This is a genomic window from Mycobacterium sp. (assembly GCF_050700595.1).
Taxonomy (GTDB): Bacteria; Actinomycetota; Actinomycetes; order Mycobacteriales; family Mycobacteriaceae; genus Mycobacterium.
In genome coordinates this window covers 51436-72183 of record NZ_JBOHHI010000068.1, presented here as the reverse complement: position 1 = coordinate 72183, position 20748 = coordinate 51436, and the positions used below count along the sequence as shown (strand labels likewise).

Here is a 20748-nt window from a genome sequence, read left to right as displayed (position 1 = left end):
CGATGGTGGCGCGGGCTTCGGGCGTCAGGTATCCGGTGATCGAGCTCATCCCGTCGATGTCTTGTCTGCCGATGGTGATGCCGCGCCGCCGTGCCCGGTCGACATCGGTGAAATCGCCGTCGGGGTTCAGGCAGTCAGTGAGTCTGTCGCCCAGCTTGGCCAACTCATCGGGGCGATGCTCGCTGCCCAGCCGGGCCAGCTGAGCTTCGGCCTTGGCGCGGGTCTCCACGTCGACGAAGTTCGGCAGCCGGTGATAAAACCCGCGGATCACCGCCACATGGCCGGCCCCGATGCGCCCGGCGCGCTGCGCGGCGGCGGTGGCCTCCAACCGGGGCGGCAGCGGTTCGCCGGTGATCGCCGTGCGCGGCCCCAGATCGGCGGCCTCGCCGATGCGCCGGGCTGCTTCGGCGCGGGTGATGCGTAGCCGGTCGGCCAGCGCTGAGCGGAGTTTGCCGCCCAACTCGCTGGCGTCGGCTTGCTCGCCGATCTGGTTGATCAGTGGGTGTTCGACGGCCGGCAGGCAGCGGCGCAGCCTTTCCGAGCGTTGCAGCATGGCCAGCCGCTCCGGAGTGGTCAGCACATCGAAGGACAACGCCAGGGCACGGTCGAGGTCAGCGTCGAGCGCGTCAAACGCCTCGACGATCTCCTCCCTGTTACTCGAATGCATGTTCGAATAATATCGGCACCTACCGACATTGAGCACTGGTAGAGACCGGATTGTGGAGAAAAGTCCAACTGGGGATAACTGTTGGAGCCAAAGTGACACATGTGATGTCACGCTGCCGGCTTTGTGTCAATATTGACAAAACTTCGGGACGCGGGTGAAACTGCGCCCATGGTCTCGCTTCTCATCCATGCAGTTCTCGGGTTAGCGGTCATCGGCTGGATCGTGGCGTCGAACCCGACGGTTTTCGCCCGCCCGGCCGGTGGACCGATGTTCTCACCGCTGGAAGTCGTGTACTACGTCGTCGGTATCGCGTCAGTCGCGCTGGGCTGGTACTTCAATATCCGCTTCGTGCAGCAGTACGCGCTCGGGTCGACGAACCCGATCTGGGGCAATGGCAGCTGGGCCGACTACATCCGGCTGATGTTCACCAACCCCGCCGCCAGCTCGGCCAGCCAGGACTACACGATCGCGAATGTGATTCTGCTGCCGCTGTTTACCATCATCGACGGCTATCGCCGTGGACTGCGGCGTCCCTGGCTGTACTTTGTGTCCAGCCTGTTCACCAGCTTCGCCTTCGCGTTCGCGTTCTACTTCGCCACCATTGAGCGACAGCACCGGCATGAGCAAGCCCGCGAGACAGTGCGCGCCTAAGCGGATTCACCAACGCTCTTCTCATAATCGAACGGTTGCCGGACTGCTGGTCATTGCAACGCGCCTTGCTCTATTACCGCAGCAGGCGGACTCGAATAGGTAGGTCGAGCTCGGACCACGCGCGGTCGGCGGTCAGTACCTCGGGGGGCGTGCTGCGCACCGTCAAGGCGAGGCAGCAGCGGTCACCCAAAGACAACCCACGTCCGCCGGCCAGGGATCTCATTGCCCCGGCCAGTTCGGCGTCGGCTTCGGTCAACGGCTCGATCGTGACACCGGTTGCGGCGAGCAATTCACGCACCCGGCTGACGTCGAGGTCGGCGTCAACCAACTTGCCAATGACTTCGGCAAGGTTCGCTGCGCCCAGCGAGGCAGAATTTAGTTCGGTTGCGACCAGGTCGGCGCCGGGTTCGTCGTGAACAAGAGCCAGCACCGCCGATGCATCTAGGACCGTCACTCGACCTCAGCGGCCAGACGCCGGTCCGCAAGCAACTCCTCGACGAGCGAGCGGTCCTTAGGAAGTTCGGCTCCCAGGGCCCGTAGCTCAGCCACGGCGTCCTGCTGCCGTTCGAGCACCAGCCGCCGACCAGTCACGTGCAGGTGCAAGCGATCACCGGAAGTCAGGCCCAACGCGGTCCGGACGTTTGCCGGGATCACCAGTCGACCTTGCTGGCCTAACACCAATGTGGCATCCATGGGCTAATAATGCCACATATTATGTCTACGTGCCACAGCGTGCGCGCGGGCTCGCGGCAGGCCTAAGCCTCCAGCAGTTCGGTGCCGACGAACGGTGCCAGCGCCGCGGGGACCCGCACACTGCCGTCGGGTCGCTGGTGGTTCTCCAGGATGGCCACCAGCCAGCGGGTGGTGGCCAGCGTGCCGTTGAGCGTGGCGGCGATCTGCGGCTTACCGCTGTCGTCCCGGTAACGCGTGGCGAGCCGGCGCGCCTGGAATGTGGTGCAGTTCGACGTCGAGGTGAGCTCGCGGTAGGCGCCCTGGGTCGGCAGCCAGGCCTCGCAGTCGAACTTGCGGGCCGCCGAGGAACCCAGATCGCCTGCAGCCACGTCGATCACCCGATAGGGCACCTCGATGCGGGCCAGCATCTCCCGCTGCCAGCTCAGCAGCCGGTCGTGCTCGGCCTCGGCGTCGGCAGGGGTGCAGTAGACGAACGCCTCCACCTTGTCGAACTGGTGCACCCGGATGATGCCGCGGGTGTCCTTGCCATAGCTGCCCGCCTCCCGGCGAAAACACGACGACCAGCCGGCATACCGCAGTGGCCCGTTGGACAGGTCGAGGATCTCGTCGGCGTGATAGCCGGCCAGCGGCACCTCCGAGGTACCCACCAGGTACAAATCGTCGGCCTCGATTCGGTACACCTCCTCGGAGTGCGCGCCCAGAAACCCGGTGCCCGACATGACTTCCGGACGCACCAGCACGGGCGGAATCACCACGGTGAAGCCGTTGTCGACGGCCAGTTGCACCGCCAGCTGCAGCAGGCCCAACTGCAGCAGCGCGCCCCGCCCGGTCAGAAAGTAGAACCGCGACCCCGACACCTTGGCGCCGCGTTCCATGTCGATCAGGCCGAGCGATTCGCCGAGTTCCAAATGATCCCTCGGGTTTTCGATCACGGTCGGCTCGCCGACAACGTCGAGGACCGTGTAGTCGTGCTCTCCGCCGGCGGGTACCGGATCGAGGATGACGTTGGGGATCGCCATGTGCGCCGTGGTGAACGCCGCCTCGGCTTCGGCCTGCTCGGCCTCGGCCGCCTTGACCTGCTCGGCCAACTCCTTGGCCCGCTGCAGCAGCGCCGGCCGCCCGTCGGCCGACGCGGCGCCGACCTCCTTGCTGGCCGCTTTCTGCTCGGCTCGCAGCGAATCCGCGGCTGAGATCGCCGCCCGCCGGGTCGTGTCGGCCGCCAGCAACACGTCCACCAGGGCCGGGTCCTCCCCGCGGCTGATCTGGGACCGGCGGACGACGTCGGGGTGTTCGCGCAGCAGCTTCAGGTCGATCACGGGCAAAACCTTACTTTTGACCACAATTTCCCAGCCGCCCGCCACCAGGTGACATTTCGATCGGTTCTCCCGCGCCCCGGTGAGCCTGTCAGAATGGAGCGGATGCCAAAAGCACGTGTCCGGGCCGATTGGCCCCCCATCAACCCACCGCTACCGTCGCGGTTCGGGTGGCTGCGTACATTTCATGTCTCGGCGACCCGACGTGCACTGCTGCTGACCGCGCTGGGTGGTCTACTGATCGCCGGACTGATCACCGCCCTGCCGATCGACGGCGAAGGGCCCGGCCGGCTGGCCGGCTACAACGCCCCGGTGCCCAGCACCGGCGCCAAGGGCAACGATGCGTTCAACCACGCCGCCCGCGGCGACTGCCTGATGTGGCCGGAACGGTTGCCGGAAGCCGCGACCATCGTCGACTGCAACGACGAGCACCGGTTCGAGGTCGCCGAGTCGGTGGACATGCGCACCTTCCCCGGTTCGGAATATGGGCCCGACGCCGCCCCGCCGTCGGCCGCCCGCATCGAACAGATCAGCCAGGAACAATGCGACTCGGCGGTGCGCCGCTACCTCGGTACCCACTTCGATCCCAACAGCAAGTTCACCATCAGCATGCTGTGGTCCGGCGACAGGGCGTGGCGGCAGGCCGGCGAACGCCGGATGCTGTGCGGCCTGCAGCTGCCCGGGACGGGTAGCCACCAGCAGGCTTTCAAGGGCAAGGTTGCCGACCTCGACCAATCGCGGGTGTGGCCGGACGGCACCTGTCTGGGAATCGACCCGTCGACCAACCAACCCAACGACATTCCGGTTGACTGCGCGGCACCGCATGCCATGCAGGTCACCGGCACGGTCAATCTGGCCGCGAAGTTTCCCGATGCGCTGCCTCCGGAGCCCGACCAGGACACGTTCGTCAAGGACTCCTGCACGCGCCTGACTGACGCCTACCTCGCGCCGGTCCAGCTGCGCAGCACCACGCTGACGCTGATCTACAGCACCCTGTCATTGCCGAGTTGGTCGGCCGGCAGCCGCGAGGTGGCCTGCAGCATCGGCGCCACACTGGGCAACGGCGGCTGGGCGACCCTGCTGAACAGCGCCAAGGGCCCGCTGCTGATCAACGGCCAGCCGCCGATCCCGCCGCCGAATATCCCGCAGGAGCGGCTCAATCTGCCGCCGATCCAGATGCCACCGGCCAACCCGGGCGGGCCGGCCTCGTCGGGCGCGGGGCCGACCAGCCAACGACAGGGCAACGAGCACTTGCCAGGGCAGCCGGCCCCCGCAGCACCGGCACCGCCCCCCGCAGCACCGGCACCGGCTCCCGAGGCGCCGCCGCCGCCACCACCACCGGCTCCGGAAGCCCCGCCGCCACCGCCACCACCACCGCCGCCACCGCCGGAGCCCCCACCCCCACCGCCTCCCGCACCCGCGCCGGGGGCCTAGCGGGGTGGCGGTGCGGATGGATCCGCAACGGTTCGACGAGCTGGTCTCCGACGCGCTCGACCTGATCCCGCCGCAGCTGGCCGCCGTGATGGACAACGTCGTCGTGCTGGTCGCCGACCGCCATCCGGACGACGCCGAGTTGCTCGGCCTGTATGAGGGGGTGGCGTTGACCGAGCGGGACTCCAACTACGCCGGATCGTTGCCGGACGCCATCACGATCTACCGTGACGCGCTGCTCGATATCTGCGACACCGACGACGAAGTCGTCAACGAGGTGGCGATCACGGTGATCCACGAGATCGCCCATCATTTCGGTATCGACGACCACCGCCTGCACGAATTGGGTTGGGGTTAGATTCATCGGCGGCGACCCGCTGCACCCGGCTCCGCCGAGTTTGCGATCGCCGCATAGCGTGTCAGCTCGGATTTATCGGCGCGCGGTGCTAAGAACGGCGCATGAGCACAGGCTGTCGTGACTGCCGGGCGGGCTTGGAGCACTGCCACGGCACGATCATTCGCCACCCGCTGCGCCGGTCGGAGTGCACCGAGGATGGCTGCACCAGCCCGGAGCTGCTGCCCCACGACTTCGTCGTCGACTGCGCCGCCGTCGGCTGTGGGTGTGCCGAACCGGCCGCCCTGGCGGTCTGATTGCCCGGCTTCTCCTCATCGCGCTCCGCGCTCTGCATCGTCGCCCGGCTCAGCCCATCGGATCGGTGCCGGATTCCACCGCGTCAGTCACTGGCGTCGCACCCGGTTCGGGACGGAACGGCGGGGTCAATGCGCCCCACTGCACACAGCTCCAGCGCCCGTCGGTGATCGGCGCCAGGACCACCGACTCGGCGTTGCCCAGATGGTGGTCCACCACGAAGCTGCCATCAACTCCGGCCAGCACGGCCGCGATCAGCCGGATCGCCGCGCCGTGACTGACGACGATGATGTCGCTGGTCCAGTCGTCATTGTCGAGGTAACGCATCCGCAGTTCGGTCAGCACCGGCACGCAGCGGTCCAGCACCTGGTTGGCGCTCTCCCCGCCCGGCAGCGCCAGCTCCCACTCACCCTGGTGCCAGCGCTGGTAGATCGCGTTGAATTCGGCGACCGCATCGTCGTCGTTGCGGTTTTCCAGCTCCCCGACCTGCACTTCGTGGATGCCGGTGACCTCTCGGGCGGACAACGCGGCCTCGGCGCCGATCGCGGCGCTGATCTCCAAGGCGGTTTGCGCCGCGCGGACGGCGACCGAGTGCAGCAGCAGCCCGGGCTGCCGGGACCCGTTCCGCGCGAACGCCCGGGCCTGATCGCGGCCTAACGCTGTGAGTTCCGTCCCCGGCGGGCGGGTGTCCAACCGACGATCGACATTGCCGTAGGACTGGCCGTGCCGCAGTAACACCAACCGGCCGCTCATCGGCCCGGGTCCCTTCCGGCGGCCGGGCCTTCTCGCAGCTGAGCCAGCCATTTCGCCGCCTCGTCGAGCCGGGGTGGCGCCGCACCCGCGGCCTTTCCGGTCGGCCAGGAACCCAGATAGCGCACATCTGCACAACGACGGCGCAGCGCCTTGAGTGCCTCGGCAACGGCATCGTCGTCGATGTGGCCGACGCAATCCAGGAAGAACACGTAGGTGCCTAACTCCGTTCGGGTGGGCCGGGATTCGATCCGGGTGAGGTCGATGTCGCGGACAGCGAATTCGGCCAGCGCCGACACCAGCGCGCCCGGCGCGTTGTCGATCCGCAACACCACCGACGTGCGATCGGCCCCGGTCCGGGGCGGCGGCGAGCCGGGCGGGCCGATCAGCACAAAGCGGGTGCAGGCGTTGGGTTCGTCGACGATGCCCTCAGCCAGCGCGGCCAACCCGCGGTGGATCCCGGCCAGCGGCGAACTCACCGCGGCGTCGACATGTCCGTCGGCAACTTGCTGTGCGGCGTCGGCGTTGGAGTTGGCCGGACGCAGTTCGACGGCGGGCAGGTGGGCAGCCAGCCAGTGCCGCACCTGGGCAGCCGCGACCGGGAAGGCGGCCAACGTATGCACATCCGCCAGAGTGCGGCCGGGTTTCGCGACGATGCTGAACGCCACATCCAGCGTCAACTCCGCGAACACCTGCAGCAGCGAGCCGATCGCCAGGCTGTCCAGCGTCGGCGCCACCGACCCGTCGATGGAGTTCTCGATCGGCACGCACGCGTAGTCGGCCTCGCCGCCCCGCACGGCGTCGAGAGCAGCCGGCGTGGTGTCGACCGGTTGCGGCCCTCCCGCCGTCGCGTCGTGCCCCGGAACCATGCTGCTATCGACCATCCGCCGCAGCGCCGCTTCGGTGAAGGTCCCTTCCGGACCGAGATATGCGATGCGAGCCACGTATAAAACCCTAACGGGGAAGAGTCTTGCGCCGCCCAGACCAGCCTAGTTAAGTTAGGCTTACCTCACTAAAGGGACGGTGGCCGATGACACTTGCCAATTGCCCAACGCCCACGACGGCGGAGCGGATCCGCAGCACCTGCGTGCGGGCCGGCGGCGCACTGCTCGCGCTCGACGACGCCGAACCGGTCACCACTGGACTGCACCACCTGCTGAGCGACGGGTCGTTCGCGGTCGCGGTGGCGGTCGACGGCGCGGCCCCCGGGGCGCGGGTCGCCGGTGCGCAGGCCGTGCTGGAGCTGGCCGACTACGCGCCGCTGCCGCTGCGTGAACCGGTGCGCTCGCTGGTATGGATCCGCGGCCGGCTGTACGCGGTGCCGTTGTCAGACGTGTGCGGGCAGCTCGACCGGATCGCCGACGAAGATGCCAACCCGGCGCTGCTGCAAGTCCAGACCGCGATATCCGCGCCGCCCGCGGCGGACGACACCGCCTACACGCTGCTGCGACTGCAGGTCGACTCGGTGGTGGTTACCGACGCCACCGGCGCCGAAGCCGTGGAAGTGGCGGCGCTGCTGGCCGCCCGACCCGATCCGTTGTGCGCGATCGAGTCCTGCTGGATCCGCCACCTGGACACCTCCCACCGCGACGTTGTCGCACGGCTGGCATCCAGGCTGCCCGCGCGCCTGCGGCGCGGCGACGTCCGCCCGCTCGGGGTTGACCGCTATGGCGTGCGGCTCCGCGTGGAAAGCGACGACGGCGACCGCGACGTCCGGCTGCCGTTCCGCGCTCCGGTCGACGACGTGGTCGGCCTGAACCGGGCCATCCGGATACTGATGGGCTGCCCGTTCGTTAACGGCCTGGCCGTCCGACGGTACTGACCGCCCACCGCAGTCCGGTTACCGTGTCGGGGTGACTGCCCCCGAAGAAATGTCGGTGCAGCGACGCGGGCTGCGCATCGAGCTCGTCGTCGTGTTGGGCGTCACGTTCGGTTTCAGTACGGCCACCGCGATCCTGCAGCTCATCGACGGGGTGCTGCGCAACCTGAGCATGCAGCGAATCCCGCTCAACCCGCGACGGTCCTACTTCGACCTGATCGATCTGGGACTCAACGTAGCCCTGGCCGCGCAGCTGATCGCCTGGGGCGGGCTCGGCGTATACCTGCTGTGGCGCAGCGGCTTTAGCCCCGCCCGGATCGGCTTGGGACGGTTGCGCTGGCGCGCCGATCTGCTGGGCGGCGTCGGCCTGGCCGCCCTCGTCGGGCTGCCCGGGCTGGCGCTCTACGTGGCGGCACGGGCGCTGGGCCTCAACGCCTCGGTGATTCCGTCCAGTTTGAGCGACACCTGGTGGCGGATCCCGATGCTGGTGGCGGCCGCCTTCGCCAACGGTTGGGCCGAAGAGGTCATCGTCGTGGGTTATCTGCTCACCCGCCTGGAGCAGCTCAACATGCGCGCCGGCGCGGCGCTGGTGTGGTCGAGCCTGCTGCGCGGTGCCTACCACCTGTTTCAAGGGTTCGGCGCCGGGCTGGGCAATGCCGTGATGGGGCTGGTGTTCGGCTGGGTCTGGCAGCGCACCGGGCGGCTGTGGCCGCTGGTGATCGCGCACGGGCTCATCGACACCGTTGCCTTCGTCGGGTATGCCCTGCTGGCCGGCCACCTCGGGTGGCTGACCAGATGACCGCTACCCCGCCACGCCCGAAGCGGCCGCCGCGCAGACGCGCCTGGGGACAACTGATCTCGCTGAGCCTGCTGATCGTCGCGCTCTTGATCAGCGCCGGAATCCTGGGCGGCGCACTGTGGATGGACACCACGCTGCACCGCGAGCCGGTGCTGGCCGACTACCCCGGCCGGCCGGCGCCCGGGCGCGGAACCAACTGGCTGCTGGTCGGATCCGACAGCCGCCAAGGCCTCACCGCCGAGCAGCAGCAGGCACTGACCACCGGAGGCGACACCGGCAACGGGCGCACCGACACCATCCTGCTGATACACGTGCCGGCGTTCGGCTCGCACAACCCGACGACGATGGTGTCGGTACCGCGCGACTCCTATGTGCCGATCCCCGGTTATGGGCGCGACAAGGTCAACGCCGCCTTCGCGTTCGGCGGCGCACCGTTGCTGGCGCAGGCGATCGAACAGGCCACCGGGCTCCGGCTCAACCATTACGCCGAGATCGGTTTCAGCGGGTTCGCTGTCCTGGTCGACGCGCTCGGCGGAGTCACCGCCTGCCCGACCGCGCCGATCAGTGATCCACTGGCCGGCATTGACCTGCCGGCCGGCTGCCAGCGGCTGGACGGTCGCGGAGCGCTCGGCTACGTCCGGACCCGCGCCACTCCGCGCGCCGATTTGGACCGCATGGTCAACCAGCGGCAGTTCATGTCGGCGCTGCTGCATCGTGTCGGCAGCCCCGCGGTGTGGCTCAATCCGTGGCGCTGGTATTCGGTGCCGCACGCAGCGGCCGACGCCCTGACCGTCGACGCGGGCGACCATGCCTGGGATCTGGCCCAAGTGGGCTGGTCGCTGCATGGTTCTACCGCCACGGTGACGGTACCGATCGGCCAGTTCACCGGCAGCGACTCGGGCTCGGTGGTGGTATGGGATCACGACGCTGCCGCCCAGTTGTTCGATGCGCTGGCCGCCGATGCGCCGGTGCCGTCGACAATCCTCAATGAACAGCCGTGAGGTCGGCACTGTTTTGGTTATCCGAATTCGTCCGGCCAATAAATGTGTTTATTGAACATAGCCTTGCTTTACTTAGGAAAAGCTCACCTGAGTAAGCGTTACCTTTGATGACAACAGTGGCTGACCTGCGGTAGCGTAGCCATCATGAACGATCGCGATGCGCAACGAACGAAATTCCATGCATTATTGCAGGAGCAGATCAATAACGAATTCACAGCCGCTCAGCAATATATTGCGACGGCCGTTTATTTCGACGATGCCGACCTGCCTCAACTGGCGAAATATTTTTACAGTCAGGCCGTCGAGGAACGTAATCACGCGATGATGCTGGTCCAATATCTGCTCGACCGCGATGTCCGTGTCGAGATCCCAGGGGCCGCTGGCGTGCGTAACCAGTTCGACACCCCGCGCGACGCGGTGGCGCTGGCACTGGACCAGGAACGCACCACCACTGAGCAGGTGAGCGCGCTGGCGGCGGTGGCCCGCGATGAAGGGGACTACCTCGGCGAGCAGTTCATGGGTTGGTTCCTCACCGAACAGGTCGAGGAGATGGCGCTGATGACCACGCTGTTGCGGGTCGCGGACCGCGCCGGCGCGAATCTGTTCGACCTGGAGAACTTCGTCGCGCGGGAAATCGGGTCGGCGCCCCGGCAGTCCGACGCGCCCCACCCGGCCGGCGGCCGGCTTTAGTCCGGGCTCCGGACCTACTCCGCGCCGGTAAGACCGTCTCGCAACCAGGCCTTGACCCGGCCGGGGTGATGGGTGGCCAGCCAGGCCACCCCCACGTCCCGGCAGAACCGCACATCCTCGTAGTTGTCGACGCTCCAGCAGTACAGCGCCCGGCCCTGGGCTGCGGCGCGGTCCACCAGTTCGGGATGTTCGCGCAGCGTAGCGAGCGTTGGCCCGACCGCGGTGGCCCCGACCGTGCCGGCCGCCGTGCTAATCAGGTATCGATACGCCTTGCCGAGCAGCACCGTGGGCAGCAGCGGCGCCGCCCGCCGGATCCGCCACAGTGCGGCCGCTGAAAACGACATCACCACCGCGCGGGATCGGTCGGCGGAGGCCGGCGCGGCGATGCCGAAGCGGTGCAGCAGCGCCAATACCTTGCTTTCGACCAATGCGCCGTAGCGGACAGGGTGTTTGGTCTCGACGAAGATCTTCACCGGCCGGTTCCAGTCCAGGACCAGCGCGACCAGCGCGTCCAAAGTCAGCAGACCGGTATCGCCGTGGGCGCCGTCCGGACGCCAGCTGCCGTGCCAGGCGCCGTACTCCAGTTCCCGTAACTGCGCCAGGGTCATGGTGCTGACCAGACCGGCGCCGCTCGACGTACGGTCCAGCCGACGATCGTGCACGCAGACCAGGTGGCCGTCGCGGGTGAGCCGGACGTCGCATTCCACGCCATCGGCGCCCTCTTTGAGCGCCAAATCGTAGGCGGCGAGCGTATGTTCCGGCCGAGCAGCCGACGCGCCACGATGGGCGACCACGAATGGGTGCCGGGCGAGCACCTCGTCGGCCCGCGTCATACCCACTATGCTGCCGGTTCCTCGCCCTCCAACTCAACTACGCGAGCCGGTGCGACTGTACGGCGCCAATCGTCCGCGACCACGACCCAGCGATGCGCGGGCTTTTCGATCGGTTTGCGCTCGAACGCGTCGAACACCCGCGCGCTGACAAGCAGCGCGGTCAGCGCCAGCAGACAGGCGACGATCACCGCCACCGTGTTGTTCGCGATTCCCTGGGCGTCCCTGGCGAAGCTTGTGGCCGTGGCGAATACCGACGCCACGATGCTGACCAGCCACGACAGCCACCACACCCAGATCGGGGTGCGCAGCTGCGGGTACTGGTCTTCCGTTTTTGCCAGCTCAACGACGTACACCAGCGCCCACACCAGAGCGCCCAACGGCAGTAAGCAACCGGCCATCGCGACCGCCATCCGCGTCCAGCTCGGACTTCCACCGCCGAGCACGAGCCCGAGGGCGAACGTCGCGGCCGCTGCCATTGCGACCGATCCGGGTAGCAGGCAGCCCGCCCAAAGCGCCCATTTCGGTCGCGGCTCTCCTCTGCCGCAGTGGGCGAAGGCGGCGGCGCGCCGCGCCACCAACCAATTGGTCAGCATCACCGCGCAGCTGATCGCCGCCAGGATCGCGGCCATGCTGGCCACTGCCCCCAGCCATGCCCCGGCGGCCGACACCACCGGGTTCAGGAGTGTGCTGCGGTTGATGATCAGCAATAGGTAGCGCACAACGTGGACCAGCGCCGCAATGCCGAGTACCACCATGCCGGTGAACAACGTCACGCGGACCCGCACGACCGATGGTCCATGCCCTGCCTGCGACGTCTGCGTGACCCCGTCCGGGGCGATGGCGTCCACCAGGCCCCACCGGGGCATGACCGCATAACGCGGGGTGGGGCCCAGCGGCGGCCGCCGGGAGCGGGTGAGCGGTGGGGCACCGGGACGCACCGCGATCCACCGATAGCCGGGAGGTAGCCGCGGCGATGTCCGATACCCGACGGTCGGCGGGGCGGCCCCACCCGGACCCCACCGCGGGTCGACGGGTGGCGCCGCGCTCGAGGGCGCCAGCAGCGTGCCACGGCAGCGCGGACACCAGACCCGCTGCCGGTCACGCACATTCCAGCGTGTGCCGCACGCCGAGCACACTTGGATCACGGCATCAGCCTAGGCGACGACGAGCGCCGGGACGGCGCGAGGATGGAGCCGCCCATCAGCACCGTGGCTGATCTTGGTAGGCACCCGTCGCTGTCCCGGCCGCGGGCCATTCCAGCAACAAAGAGCTATCCACAGTTTCCACAGGTTTATCCACAGCGTACCCATCGGTAACCGGATGATTGGTGCGGCGCGAAGCCAGTTGCCGGCCGGCTGGCTGTGGATAACAACAGGGTGTCGGTGCCGGTGATTGACAGCCCGCCGGGCCGCCGAGCGAAATTCGTCGCTCGTCTAATAATCTCCCATCGGGGGGAATCCCCGCGACGAACCCGCCGGGCCAACCGGCAGGTCCGCGCCGCCCGTACCAGGCGATTTCACCGGGTAGTTCGCAAGGCGCTATGATCGCGACCACTGAGTTGTCTGTGATTCATCTCACTGGGGGCGAGTTTGACGATGCGGGTCGGGATCAGCTGATGGCGACGCAACCTATCGGACCGCGATCGGGCGCATCATCGTCGCATTGGCATGCGGGCTCGCCTGCGTGTAATCGCTCCTACCTGCTCGCCGCTGTGCGGGCGGGCCTGATCGCGTTGGTTTTGTTGGCGGTCCTTGCCCTCGTCATTCTGTTCTGAAGTCGCGTCTGAAGTCGCGCCCGCGGGGTATTCACGCGTAGCACTCGTTGTTGCGGTGCGCGCGGCCATGGAGCAGGGTTGACTATGCCGATGCCGTTTGCCCGGCCAGGCCGCCGCACAGCAGCAGCCCTGCGAGTGGAGCATTACAAGCAGATCACCAAAAGGAAGGAATCCCGTGGCTGAATACACGTTGCCCGATTTGGACTGGGACTACGGTGCGCTGGAGCCGCATATCTCGGGTCAGATCAACGAACTTCACCACAGCAAGCACCACGCCGGCTACGTCAAGGGGGCCAACGATGCGCTCGCCAAGCTCGAGGAGGTACGTGCCAAGGAAGACTTCGCGGCGATTCTGCTCAACGAGAAGAACTTGGCGTTCAATCTGGCCGGCCACGTCAACCACAGCCTGTGGTGGAAGAACCTGTCTCCCAACGGTGGTGACAAGCCGACCGGCGAACTCGCCGCAGCCATCGATGACGCATTCGGGTCGTTCGACAAGTTCCGCGGTCAGTTCCACGCGGCCGCCACCACGGTGCAGGGGTCGGGTTGGGCGGCGCTCGGCTGGGACACCCTGGGCAACAAGCTGCTGATCTTCCAGGTGTACGACCACCAGACCAACTTCCCGCTCGGCGTCGTTCCGTTGCTGGTGCTCGACATGTGGGAGCACGCCTTTTACCTGCAATACAAGAACGTCAAAGCCGACTTCGCCAAGGCGTTCTGGAATGTCGTCAACTGGGACGACGTGCAGTCGCGATATGCGGCGGCTACCTCGAAGACCACGGGGCTTATCGCCGGCTGAATCCCGGCCTGACTCGGGCGCCGTGCGCATTGCGCGGCGCCCATTCTTTTTTCTTTTTTTCCACCCATCGCAATTGGTTGCCCGTGTCCGCTTGCGGGTATTCACGGTCAAGCGCATGCTGAGCTCAACCCGCCGGCATGTTGTCGGGTGTCTGAACCGAGACATCGCGGAGGCCGAAATGGAAACTGGGTCAGGCCGGGCCGTCGAGGTCGCCCCGTTCCATTCGCGCGGCGTGCTCAAGGGGTTCGTGATCTCCGGCCGTTGGCCTGATTCCACGAAGGAGTGGGCACAGTTGTTGATGGTTGCCGTCCGGGTCGCATCACTGCCCGGGCTGCTCTCCACCACAACGGTATTCGGTGCGCGTGAGGAACTCCCGGATGCTCCCGCTCCCGGCACCGTCGGCTTGGTACTCGCAGAGGGGCCGGTTGTCGGCGAATCCGCTGTGCAGCCAGGACATTTCGCTGATCATCAGCCCCCTGCGCTGTTGATGTTGCATCCGCCGTCAGAGACAATGCCGTCATTACCTGAATGCACCGGGGTCGCATCGGGATGTGTACTACTGCCGGGACTGCCATATCTGGGACTGGAACATCGGGCGGCCTGGGTGGAAGCCGAGGCCGACGGCACCGTCACCTCGATGGTCAGCCGGGTCGGCGTCGACCCGATCAGCCATCCCGACACCGCGATTCTTGCGATGCTGCTGGCAGCATAATGGGTTCTCTAGACGAATCATTAATGGCCGCTTCTCGAATCGAGAAATACGGCCACTCGAATTTGTCCGCCGCGCTGGCGCTGTTCAAACACTGCCGCTAACCTGGGCATCGATCAGTCGAAGGGAAAAATCGAAGGGCCGAGACCTTCGAACCGACGCGATGACGCGTCGAAAGGTCGCCAGGCATGCTCGCAGCCGTCCTCCTGAGCTTCGGGGTGGTGTTTCTCGCCGAACTCGGTGACAGGTCACAGCTCATCACCATCACCTACGCGCTGCGCTACCGCTGGTGGGTGGTATTGACCGGGGTGGGTATAGCAGCCTGTGCGGCACATGGAGTCTCGGTGGCCATCGGGCATTTTCTGGGTATGGCGCTGCCCGCCCAGCCGATGGCGTTCGCGGCCTCGATCGCGTTCCTGGCTTTCGCGGTATGGACCTTGCGAGAGGGCACCAACGGCGACGATGTCGGCCCGGTCGGCCAACCCCGGTTCGCGCTGCTCGCGGTCGTGTCGTCGTTTCTGCTCGCCGAACTCGGCGACAAGACGACGCTGGCGACGGTCGCCCTGGCGAGCGACAAGAACTGGGCCGGAGTGTGGATCGGCACCACCGTCGCCATGATCGTCGCCGACGGGCTGGCGATCTTGGTGGGCATCCTGCTGCATCGGCGACTGCCGCGAGGGCTGCTGCACGTGTTGGCCAGTCTGCTGTTTCTGCTATTCGGATTGTGGATGCTGTTCGACGGTGCGCTGGGCTGGCACTGGGTAGCCGTCGGGGTGACCACGGCGACGGCGCTGGTCGCGGCAACCGTCGTTGCGGTGCGGTTGACACGCCGGCCGGTCGCCGCGAAAGCGATCCCGGAACCCTCTCGAAGCGCCGTCTGAGGCCCTCATCCGCACCTGCCCAAGCGCACGCCGCAACCCCGACAGCAAATCCGCTTTGCACCACGTCGTCTTACCTCGCTGATTGCCCGGCGGCCGATCCGCTCATCGTGTGAAACCGCTCGCGACGGCCGGTCAGTGCGGTTAGGACAAACCGCCGCACAATTCGCTTGGTGCATCTTGTGTATGCGCTGCGGAAAGCGTATCCAACACTGCGGTGGCATCGCGGTCGGTCATCGCGGTCGCCGACGCTGATTCCCGATGGTTTGCACTTGGTTGTGGCGGTAACTCTCGCTACGATGATCAGCAAATACCTGCCTGCAGTCATTCGTCCTACCAAACCGGTGGAGGTCCTATCGTAATGAGCACGACGTTCGCTGCCCGGCTAAACCGCTTATTCGATACGGTGTATCCACCCGGACGCGGGCCGCATACATCCGCCGAGGTGATTGCGGCGCTCAAGGCAGAGGGCATCACGATGTCGGCTCCCTACCTCTCGCAATTGCGCTCGGGCAACCGCACGAATCCGTCAACAACGACCATGGCTGCCCTGGCGAACTTCTTCCGTATCAGACCGGCCTACTTCACCGACGACGAGTACTACGAAATGCTCGACAAAGAATTGTCCTGGCTGGCCACCATGCGTGACGAGGATGTTCGCCGTATTGCACTGCGTGCCAAGGGTTTATCCGCAGAAGCGCAACAGGACATCATGCAGCGGGTCGACGAGTTGCGCCACAAGGAACACCTGGACGCATAGCGCACGCCCACTCCGGTTAGGGTTACTCATCGAGCCCGCACACGAGATATCGGGGAGGCGGCCGGGAATGGGCCTATTCCGCAAGCGAAAGAGTCGCGCGACGCGGCGTGCCGAGGCTCGCGCAATCAGGGCTCGCGCCAAACTCGAGGCCAAGCTGGCCGCTAAAAACGAAGCTCGCCGCTTCAAATCCGCGCAGCGCGCCGGGGCCAAGGCACTCAAAGCGCAGCTGAAGGGCCGGCGCGACAGCGACCGGGCCGCGCTGAAGGTCGCCGAGGCCGAACTCAAAGCCGCGCGGGAGGGTAAGTTGTTGTCACCCACTAGGATTCGCCGCGTGCTCACCGTGTCACGGCTGCTCGCTCCGGTCGTGGTGCCGTTGATGTATCGGGCCGCGATGGCAGCCCGCGGGCTGATCGACCAACGTCGCGCCGACCAACTAGGGGTTCCGCTGGCCCAGATCGGTCAGTTCTCCGGCCACGGTGCGAAGCTATCGGCCCGGATTGCCGGGGCCGAACAGTCGCTGCGGACGGTACAGGGGAATAAGCCCAAGGACGCCGAGACCAAGCAATTCGCGGCCGCCATCTCCGAGCGGCTCGCCGATCTGTCGGCCGCCGTCACCGCCGCAGAGAACATGCCCGCCGCGCGGCGCCGTGCCGCCCACGCCGCCATCGCCACGCAGCTCGACGAGGTCGACGCCGATCTGATGGCGCGGCTCGGATTGGCCTGAGTGTGGTTTCGCGCGCGCTGACCGCGGTTGCGGTCGCCGCGGTACTCGGCGTCGGATCGGCTGTCGGTATCGCGCCGGCGTCGGCCCACGTGCATGCCGTCAGCGATAACACGGTGCGCGGCGGCCGTGCCATCGTCACCTTCTCGGTGCCCAACGAGTCACCGGCCGGCGCGGCCACCACCGCACTGACCGTCAAGCTCCCCGACGTCGCGTCGGCGCTCACCGAAACCAAGCCCGGCTGGGCGGCCAGGCTCGATCGCGACCCCGCGGCCGGGACAGTCCGCTCGGTGACCTGGACCGCCGCGCCCGCCGACGGTATCGGGGCGGAACAGTTCGGGCTATTCCGGATTTCTCTCACGCTTCCCGACACCGACACGGTCAGCTTCCCGGCCACCCAGAGCTATGCGGACGGCTCGGTGGTCAACTGGGATCAGCCACCGCTGCCCGGCGGCGGTGAGCCGGAACGTCCGGCTCCCCGCCTAACCCTCACGGCCGGACCAGTGGCACCGCCCGAGCACCCCACCGGTGCAGCAGATGCCACGCAACAACATGCTCGCCCAGACTCCGCCCCCACCGGCCACGCCGACAACAAAGCCCGGCTGTTGGCCGGTGGTGCGCTACTGCTCGCCGCCCTCGGTATCGCGATGGCGGTAGTCCGGCGACGAACGTGACCCGGATGGCACGCGCAGCGGCGGTGTGCCTGCTGCTGATAGCGATGGCTTTCACCGCCACGTTGACCGCCGCGGCCGCGTCCGCACACGCCGTTCGGCTGTCGACCGACCCGGCCGAAAACGCCCAACTGACCGTCGGCCCCGCCCGGGTCAGCGCGACGTTCAACGAGCGGCTGCAAACCACCTTCGCGGCGATGACCGTCGTCGGACCGGACGGCAATTTGTGGTCCTCGGGCGAACCGCAGGTGCAGGGTGCGATCATCAGCGTCGGAGTGCGACCGCTGGGACCGGTCGGCCGCTACCGGGTGAACTACCGGGTGACGTCGGCGGACGGCCACGTGGTGCCGGGGTCGTGGTCGTTCCAGCTCACCGCACCCGGCACCGGCACACCCGGGCCGTCTGCGTATCCCGCGGACACCACCACCCACGACATCCCGATCTGGCCGTTCGTGGCCGCGACGGTGCTGCTGGTTGCCGGGGCGGGACTGTGGGCGGTGCGGCGCCAGTCCTGACGACGATCGGCTAGCCCGTCGGGCGGCGCCCCGCCCCTGGCATGATGGGGTTCGACCGTTGGTGTCCGCGCGTGAGTGGCGATCGCAATACTGCAAAGGAGCTTCCCGCATGGCAGACCCGCAGGGCCGACCGGACGACACACCCGACAACCCGCCGCAAGACGTCCCGGGCGCCGGACCGTCACCGCCGTCGCCGCCCATCCCGCCCGGCGACCAGGCATCGCCGCCGGCCGACAAGCCGCCAACCGACAAGGAGGCGGACAAAGCCCCGGAGAAGGCAGCGAAGAAGGCAGCCGCGAAGAAAGCCGCCAAGGCCGCGAAGAAGGCTCCGGCGAAGAAGGCGCCCGCCAAGAAAGCCCCCGCCAAGAAGGCGCCCGCGAAGAAAGCCCCCGCCAAGAAGGCCCAGTCTTCCCCGCCGATTGAGACCAACGGCCAGCTTGCCACTGGCGCCAAAACGGCGGCGGCACGGGCGAAGTCGACCGTAACCGCGGCCAGTAACCCGGCCGCCGGCGAGTCGGCGCCGTGGTCCGACAGCCGTTTCCCGGTGCCGGTAGCGGTGGCCATGGCGATCTGCTTGCTGGCGTTGCTGCTGGCGCGCCAGCTTCGCCGGCGCGGCAGTTGACGGTGAGCGTACCTTTCCGGCCCACCGCCGACCTGGTCGACGACATCGGGCCCGGCGTCCGCAGCTGTGACGTCCAGTTCCGCCAGTTCGGCGCCCGCACGCAGTTCGCCGGACCGATCAGCACCGTGCGCTGCTTCCATGACAACGCGCTGCTGAAATCGATGGTCGCGGTGCCGGGTGACGGCGGCATTCTGGTGATCGACGGCGCGGGCTCGTTGCACGCCGCGCTGGTCGGCGACATGATCGCCGAGTTGGCCCGCTCCAACGGCTGGTCCGGGCTGGTCGTATACGGCGCCGTTCGGGACGCGGCGGCGCTGCGCGGCATCGACATCGGCATCAAGGCGCTGGGCACCAATCCCCGCAAGAGCGACAAGACCGGCGCCGGTGACCGCGATGTCGTGGTTGACCTGGGCGGGGTGGCGTTCGTGCCCGGCGAGGTCGCCTACAGCGACCAGCGGGAAAGCTAAGCCGCCACCGGCACGCGGTGCTTGCTGAAGTGCAGGGCCTCTTCGTCGACCTTGCCGTACCGGATCAGCTGCATGTCGAAGAAATAGTTCTGCTTGAGCCGCCACGGCGCGCGTGACCCTGATTTGGGCAGTAAGTGCATCGAACGCTGGAAGTAGCCCGGGTTGAAGTCCATGAATGGCAACTCGTCGACGTCGGCACCCGGATGCTGCGGCTCGACGGTGTCAAAGTCGTTGGCATCCATGTAGTTCAGTAAGCGGCAGACGAACTCGGAAACCAGGTCGGCCTTCAGCGTCCATGACGCATTGGTGTATCCAAAGGTGATGGCGCAATTCGGGACTCCGGAGAACATCAGGCCTTTGTAAGTCATCAACGAGGTCAGGTCGATGGGCTCACCGTTTCTGGACGGCTTCACCCCGCCCAGCAACTGCATGTTCAAACCCGTTGCGGTGATGATGATGTCGGCGGCGAGCTCCTCGCCGCAGGCCAGCCGGATACCCGTTTTGGTGAACCGGTCGATGGTGTCGGTGACGACGTCGGCGTTGCCGTGCCGGATGGTGCGAAACAGATCGCCGTCGGGCGCCAGACAGAGTCGCTGGTCCCACACCTTGTACCGGGGGCCGAAATGCTTCTCGACGTCGTAGCCCTCGGGCAGACGCCGTTTGGCCATCGTCATCAGGGTTTTACGCATGTAGTTGGGGAAGTACCGCGAGAGTTGGTACTGCGCAACGCTGAAGGCGATCGCCTTCCATCGGTTCACGAAGTGCGCGGCCTTGGCCGGCAGCAGCCGGTTCGCCCGTTCGGCGACGGGATCGACCTCAGGCAGGGAGCCGATGTAGGTGGGCGAGCGCTGCAGCATCGTCACGTGGCCTGCACCCGAGTTCACCAGGGCCGGAATGAGAGTCACCGCGGTTGCGCCGGACCCGATGACGACGATCTTCTTGCCCGTGTAGTCCAGATCATCCGGCCAGTGCTGCGGGTGGACGATAGCGCCCCGGAATTCCTCGGCGCCTTCGAACTTCGGCGAGAATCCCTCGTCGTAGTTGTAGTAGCCACTGCACACGAGCAAGAACGTGCAAGTGATCTCGCTCTGTTGACCGTCGGTCTCCGTGCTGAGCGTCCAGCGGTTGTCGGCGTCGGACCAATCGGCGGCCACCACCCTGTGGCGGTACCGGACGTGGGAGTCGATGCCATTTTCGGTCGCCGCCTCCTTGATGTAGGCCTTGATCGACGCGCCGTCGGCGATCGACTTGGCCGACCGCCATGGCTTGAACCGGAAGCCCAGGGTGAACATGTCCGAGTCGGAGCGGATCCCCGGGTACTTGAACAGGTCCCAGGTGCCGCCGAGGTCGTCGCGGCGCTCGAGGATCGCGTAGCTCTTGGAGGGGCAGCGGTCCTGCAGGTGCCAGGCGGCGCTGATGCCGGAGATGCCGGCTCCCACGATGACAACGTCAAGGTGCTCGGTCATGGCACCAGGCTATCAACGGCGTGTCGAGTGAGTCAACATACTGTTGAAAACCTCAACACCGTGTAAACTC

26 protein-coding genes are annotated in these 20748 nt (G+C 66.9%); 17 read left to right on the top strand and 9 right to left on the bottom strand.

Features of this window, described 5'->3' with window-relative positions; all coding sequences use genetic code 11:
- Positions 1-667 (bottom strand): DUF222 domain-containing protein (locus tag ACRDTL_RS06990; RefSeq protein WP_431505982.1); only part of this gene is annotated, 667 nt, incomplete at its 3' end.
- A gap of 168 nt (positions 668-835) precedes the next feature.
- Between ACRDTL_RS06990 and ACRDTL_RS06985 the strand changes: the two genes are divergently transcribed.
- Positions 836-1318, top strand: a complete 483-nt coding sequence (locus ACRDTL_RS06985; RefSeq protein WP_431505981.1) for a DUF2834 domain-containing protein — start codon at positions 836-838, stop codon at positions 1316-1318.
- 73 nt (positions 1319-1391) lie between these two features.
- Here the strand turns inward: ACRDTL_RS06985 and ACRDTL_RS06980 are convergent, their stop codons facing one another.
- From ACRDTL_RS06980 to serS, 3 genes are all read right to left on the bottom strand, one after another.
- On the bottom strand, positions 1392-1772 hold the full coding sequence (locus ACRDTL_RS06980; protein ID WP_431505980.1) for a type II toxin-antitoxin system VapC family toxin: 381 nt from the start codon (positions 1770-1772) through the stop codon (positions 1392-1394).
- Positions 1769-2011 (bottom strand): AbrB/MazE/SpoVT family DNA-binding domain-containing protein, encoded by a 243-nt coding sequence (locus ACRDTL_RS06975; protein ID WP_431505979.1) that lies wholly within the window; start codon positions 2009-2011, stop codon positions 1769-1771. Before ACRDTL_RS06975 ends, ACRDTL_RS06980 begins: the two co-directional genes overlap by 4 nt.
- A 62-nt stretch (positions 2012-2073) precedes the next feature.
- A complete protein-coding gene (gene serS / locus ACRDTL_RS06970; protein ID WP_431505978.1) occupies positions 2074-3327 on the bottom strand; it encodes a serine--tRNA ligase in 1254 nt (417 codons plus the stop codon).
- A gap of 93 nt (positions 3328-3420) precedes the next feature.
- Here serS and ACRDTL_RS06965 point away from each other — a divergent pair, with 93 nt between their 5' ends.
- From ACRDTL_RS06965 to ACRDTL_RS06955, 3 genes are all read left to right on the top strand, one after another.
- Positions 3421-4758, top strand: a complete 1338-nt coding sequence (locus tag ACRDTL_RS06965; RefSeq protein WP_431505977.1) for a septum formation family protein — start codon at positions 3421-3423, stop codon at positions 4756-4758.
- Between the two features lie 4 nt (positions 4759-4762).
- Positions 4763-5113 carry a metallopeptidase family protein gene (locus ACRDTL_RS06960; protein ID WP_431505976.1) on the top strand — a complete coding sequence of 117 codons (351 nt, stop codon included), beginning with the start codon at positions 4763-4765 and terminating at the stop codon, positions 5111-5113.
- A 101-nt stretch (positions 5114-5214) separates the two neighbouring features.
- The gene (locus ACRDTL_RS06955) at positions 5215-5406 is read left to right on the top strand and encodes a hypothetical protein (RefSeq protein WP_431505975.1); all 192 of its coding nucleotides are present in this window, start codon (positions 5215-5217) and stop codon (positions 5404-5406) included.
- 49 nt (positions 5407-5455) lie between these two features.
- Here ACRDTL_RS06955 and ACRDTL_RS06950 read toward each other — a convergent pair whose 3' ends face one another.
- Complete coding sequence (locus tag ACRDTL_RS06950) at positions 5456-6157, bottom strand: histidine phosphatase family protein (protein ID WP_431505974.1); 702 nt, start codon at positions 6155-6157, stop codon at positions 5456-5458.
- On the bottom strand, positions 6154-7098 hold the full coding sequence (pheA, locus tag ACRDTL_RS06945) for a prephenate dehydratase (RefSeq protein WP_431505973.1): 945 nt from the start codon (positions 7096-7098) through the stop codon (positions 6154-6156). Before pheA ends, ACRDTL_RS06950 begins: the two co-directional genes overlap by 4 nt.
- 86 nt (positions 7099-7184) lie before the next feature.
- Between pheA and ACRDTL_RS06940 the strand changes: the two genes are divergently transcribed.
- The 4 genes from ACRDTL_RS06940 to ACRDTL_RS06925 all read left to right on the top strand — a co-directional run bounded on the left by ACRDTL_RS06940 (position 7185) and on the right by ACRDTL_RS06925 (position 10463).
- The gene (locus ACRDTL_RS06940; RefSeq protein ID WP_431505972.1) at positions 7185-7976 is read left to right on the top strand and encodes a DUF2470 domain-containing protein; all 792 of its coding nucleotides are present in this window, start codon (positions 7185-7187) and stop codon (positions 7974-7976) included.
- 49 nt (positions 7977-8025) lie between these two features.
- Positions 8026-8772: a CPBP family intramembrane glutamic endopeptidase gene (locus ACRDTL_RS06935; protein ID WP_431505986.1), complete on the top strand. Its 747-nt coding sequence runs from the start codon at positions 8026-8028 to the stop codon at positions 8770-8772.
- Between the two features lie 122 nt (positions 8773-8894).
- Entirely contained in the window at positions 8895-9773 is an 879-nt protein-coding gene (locus tag ACRDTL_RS06930) for an LCP family protein (RefSeq protein ID WP_431505985.1), read from the top strand.
- Positions 9774-9917: 144 nt separating this feature from the next.
- Positions 9918-10463, top strand: coding sequence for a ferritin (locus ACRDTL_RS06925; RefSeq protein WP_431505971.1), 546 nt, complete (start codon positions 9918-9920; stop codon positions 10461-10463).
- A gap of 14 nt (positions 10464-10477) precedes the next feature.
- On the opposite strand, the gene ACRDTL_RS06920 is transcribed toward ACRDTL_RS06925, so the two are convergent.
- Positions 10478-11296: a glycerophosphodiester phosphodiesterase gene (locus tag ACRDTL_RS06920; RefSeq protein WP_431505970.1), complete on the bottom strand. Its 819-nt coding sequence runs from the start codon at positions 11294-11296 to the stop codon at positions 10478-10480.
- Between the two features lie 5 nt (positions 11297-11301).
- Positions 11302-12441, bottom strand: coding sequence for a DUF4328 domain-containing protein (locus tag ACRDTL_RS06915; RefSeq protein WP_431505969.1), 1140 nt, complete (start codon positions 12439-12441; stop codon positions 11302-11304).
- An 804-nt stretch (positions 12442-13245) separates the two neighbouring features.
- Between ACRDTL_RS06915 and ACRDTL_RS06910 the strand changes: the two genes are divergently transcribed.
- The 9 genes from ACRDTL_RS06910 to rraA all read left to right on the top strand — a co-directional run bounded on the left by ACRDTL_RS06910 (position 13246) and on the right by rraA (position 19212).
- Positions 13246-13869 (top strand): superoxide dismutase, encoded by a 624-nt coding sequence (locus ACRDTL_RS06910; protein ID WP_431505968.1) that lies wholly within the window; start codon positions 13246-13248, stop codon positions 13867-13869.
- A 178-nt stretch (positions 13870-14047) separates the two neighbouring features.
- Entirely contained in the window at positions 14048-14581 is a 534-nt protein-coding gene (locus ACRDTL_RS06905) for a peptidase (RefSeq protein WP_431505967.1), read from the top strand.
- Positions 14582-14766: 185 nt separating this feature from the next.
- A complete protein-coding gene (locus ACRDTL_RS06900; protein WP_431505966.1) occupies positions 14767-15459 on the top strand; it encodes a TMEM165/GDT1 family protein in 693 nt (230 codons plus the stop codon).
- 358 nt (positions 15460-15817) lie between these two features.
- Complete coding sequence (locus tag ACRDTL_RS06895) at positions 15818-16216, top strand: transcriptional regulator (protein ID WP_431505965.1); 399 nt, start codon at positions 15818-15820, stop codon at positions 16214-16216.
- A gap of 67 nt (positions 16217-16283) precedes the next feature.
- Entirely contained in the window at positions 16284-16940 is a 657-nt protein-coding gene (locus ACRDTL_RS06890) for a DUF6474 family protein (protein ID WP_431505964.1), read from the top strand.
- A 2-nt stretch (positions 16941-16942) separates the two neighbouring features.
- Positions 16943-17611 (top strand): YcnI family copper-binding membrane protein, encoded by a 669-nt coding sequence (locus tag ACRDTL_RS06885; RefSeq protein WP_431505963.1) that lies wholly within the window; start codon positions 16943-16945, stop codon positions 17609-17611.
- A 5-nt stretch (positions 17612-17616) separates the two neighbouring features.
- Entirely contained in the window at positions 17617-18123 is a 507-nt protein-coding gene (locus ACRDTL_RS06880; protein ID WP_431505962.1) for a copper resistance CopC family protein, read from the top strand.
- Between the two features lie 109 nt (positions 18124-18232).
- Positions 18233-18745 carry a nucleoid-structuring protein H-NS gene (locus ACRDTL_RS06875; RefSeq protein ID WP_431505961.1) on the top strand — a complete coding sequence of 171 codons (513 nt, stop codon included), beginning with the start codon at positions 18233-18235 and terminating at the stop codon, positions 18743-18745.
- Between the two features lie 2 nt (positions 18746-18747).
- A complete protein-coding gene (gene rraA / locus ACRDTL_RS06870; protein ID WP_431505960.1) occupies positions 18748-19212 on the top strand; it encodes a ribonuclease E activity regulator RraA in 465 nt (154 codons plus the stop codon).
- On the opposite strand, the gene ACRDTL_RS06865 is transcribed toward rraA, so the two are convergent.
- Positions 19209-20678, bottom strand: a complete 1470-nt coding sequence (locus ACRDTL_RS06865) for a flavin-containing monooxygenase (RefSeq protein ID WP_431505959.1) — start codon at positions 20676-20678, stop codon at positions 19209-19211. The two genes, rraA and ACRDTL_RS06865, sit on opposite strands and share 4 nt — an antisense overlap.
- Between the last annotated feature and the right edge of the window lie 70 nt (positions 20679-20748).

Coding starts and splice junctions, on each gene's coding strand:
- ACRDTL_RS06985 (WP_431505981.1), top strand. CDS start 836: ATGGTCTCGCTTCTCATCCATGCAGTTCTCGGGTTAGCGGTCATCGGC.
- ACRDTL_RS06975 (WP_431505979.1), bottom strand. CDS start 2,011: ATGGATGCCACATTGGTGTTAGGCCAGCAAGGTCGACTGGTGATCCCG.
- ACRDTL_RS06965 (WP_431505977.1), top strand. CDS start 3,421: ATGGAGCGGATGCCAAAAGCACGTGTCCGGGCCGATTGGCCCCCCATC.
- ACRDTL_RS06955 (WP_431505975.1), top strand. CDS start 5,215: ATGAGCACAGGCTGTCGTGACTGCCGGGCGGGCTTGGAGCACTGCCAC.
- ACRDTL_RS06950 (WP_431505974.1), bottom strand. CDS start 6,157: ATGAGCGGCCGGTTGGTGTTACTGCGGCACGGCCAGTCCTACGGCAAT.
- ACRDTL_RS06940 (WP_431505972.1), top strand. CDS start 7,185: ATGACACTTGCCAATTGCCCAACGCCCACGACGGCGGAGCGGATCCGC.
- ACRDTL_RS06935 (WP_431505986.1), top strand. CDS start 8,026: ATGTCGGTGCAGCGACGCGGGCTGCGCATCGAGCTCGTCGTCGTGTTG.
- ACRDTL_RS06930 (WP_431505985.1), top strand. CDS start 8,895: ATGGACACCACGCTGCACCGCGAGCCGGTGCTGGCCGACTACCCCGGC.
- ACRDTL_RS06925 (WP_431505971.1), top strand. CDS start 9,918: ATGAACGATCGCGATGCGCAACGAACGAAATTCCATGCATTATTGCAG.
- ACRDTL_RS06920 (WP_431505970.1), bottom strand. CDS start 11,296: ATGACGCGGGCCGACGAGGTGCTCGCCCGGCACCCATTCGTGGTCGCC.
- ACRDTL_RS06905 (WP_431505967.1), top strand. CDS start 14,048: ATGGAAACTGGGTCAGGCCGGGCCGTCGAGGTCGCCCCGTTCCATTCG.
- ACRDTL_RS06900 (WP_431505966.1), top strand. CDS start 14,767: ATGCTCGCAGCCGTCCTCCTGAGCTTCGGGGTGGTGTTTCTCGCCGAA.
- ACRDTL_RS06895 (WP_431505965.1), top strand. CDS start 15,818: ATGAGCACGACGTTCGCTGCCCGGCTAAACCGCTTATTCGATACGGTG.
- ACRDTL_RS06890 (WP_431505964.1), top strand. CDS start 16,284: ATGGGCCTATTCCGCAAGCGAAAGAGTCGCGCGACGCGGCGTGCCGAG.
- ACRDTL_RS06880 (WP_431505962.1), top strand. CDS start 17,617: ATGGCACGCGCAGCGGCGGTGTGCCTGCTGCTGATAGCGATGGCTTTC.
- ACRDTL_RS06875 (WP_431505961.1), top strand. CDS start 18,233: ATGGCAGACCCGCAGGGCCGACCGGACGACACACCCGACAACCCGCCG.
- ACRDTL_RS06865 (WP_431505959.1), bottom strand. CDS start 20,678: ATGACCGAGCACCTTGACGTTGTCATCGTGGGAGCCGGCATCTCCGGC.